We start from the raw sequence: 1,361 nt of genomic DNA on the forward strand, positions 1-1,361 counted from the left end.
ACTTCGGCTTCAACGCCTTCTCGGTGCGGGAGCTCGCCGCCGGTCGGATCACCGAGGAGAGCTACTGGAACCGGCTGCGGGTGCTGTTCGCCGTGGCCGTCGCCGGCGCGCTCGTCATCTCGATGGCGGCACTGGCGACCCCGTGGCCGGAACTCGGTCTGGTGGTCGCCCTCGTCCTGCTCAGCCGGACGGCGATCAACGGCGTCGTGGTGCCGCTGAGGGCTGCCCGTCGGGTCATGAAGGTCGCCACCGTTCTCCTGTTGGAGCGCCTGGTGGCGCTCGTCCTGGCGGTGGTGCTCCTGACGACCACAGCGGTCGGTGCGCTGCCGACGCTGTGGTGGTCACTGGTCGGTGGTGCGTTCGCCGCCTTGGCGGCCGGCGTCCTGCTCGGCGGCCCGTCCCGGCTTCGCTGGGTGCCCACCGGCCTCACCGCACCGTGGCGGGCGACGGCGGGCTACGGCAGGTTCTCGTTGGCCGTCAGCGCCACCTCGCTGGACGTCACGTTGCTCGCGGCGACCGGTGGCAGCGCGCAGGCGGGCATCTACAGCGCGGTGTCCCGATGGACCCAGCCCGTCCAGTTCTTCGCCCAGGCGTACTCGTCCGCCGCCGCACCGGCCATCGCGCAGGCGTCCTCTTCCCGGGTCGCGTTGCAGGCGGTGCGCAGATCCCTCTGGCTGCTCTGCGGAGCAGTCGTCACATGTGCCGCTCTCGTCCTGCTCGCACCCACCGCGGTCTCCCTGGTGCTCGGCGACACCTACCGGCAGTCCGCCGACGTGTTGGTGGTGCTGTCGATCGGTGCCGCGGTGGTGGTGGTGAACCAGCCCCTCGCGACGTTCCTCCAGGCCCGGGGCCACGAGAACGTGGTGGGGATCTGCACGGTCGGCACGGTGTCGCTGCAGTTGGTCGCGGTCTGTGTGACAGCCGGTCCGTTCGGTGCGCAGGGCGCCGCCTGGTCGTACGGGGTGGGTCAACTCGCGCTGACCGCCCTGCTCGCCACGTACGCGTCGCTGCTGGTCCGGCGGCATCGGCGCGACGGGGCCCACCGACCCGACCCGGGCGTGCGTGAGCCCGTACTGGCTGCGGACGCTCGGGGTGCCGACACCTGACCCCGTCTGGTGTGTCGACATTGGCACCTTTGGTGACGTTTCGAAGGCTCCTGCTCGCTCGTTGGGCCGATTGCGGCCATTGACACCGCCGGCAGCTGCCGGCTGGACGCGAGCCATCAGTAACGAACGGAGCGGCAGTGACTTTTTTGACCACTGGACGGCGAGTCCTGATCACCGGTGGAACGGGTTCGTTCGGCCGGACGATGGTCCGCCGACTTCTCGATCGGGACGTCGCTGAGGTCCGGGTGTTCAGCC

General features: G+C 70.3%; 2 protein-coding genes. Both read left to right on the top strand.

Annotation, left to right across the window (positions count from 1 at the left end; genetic code table 11):
* A partial coding sequence (locus ACWCO3_RS34630; protein WP_450014225.1) for a lipopolysaccharide biosynthesis protein occupies window positions 1–1,106 on the top strand: 1,106 nt, incomplete at its 5' end.
* Window positions 1,107–1,243: 137 nt separating this feature from the next.
* Window positions 1,244–1,361, top strand: a 118-nt coding sequence (locus ACWCO3_RS34635; protein ID WP_450014227.1) for a polysaccharide biosynthesis protein, incomplete at its 3' end; no start/stop codon positions are given.

It is taken from the genome of Micromonospora sp. NPDC002411 (genome assembly GCF_053592955.1).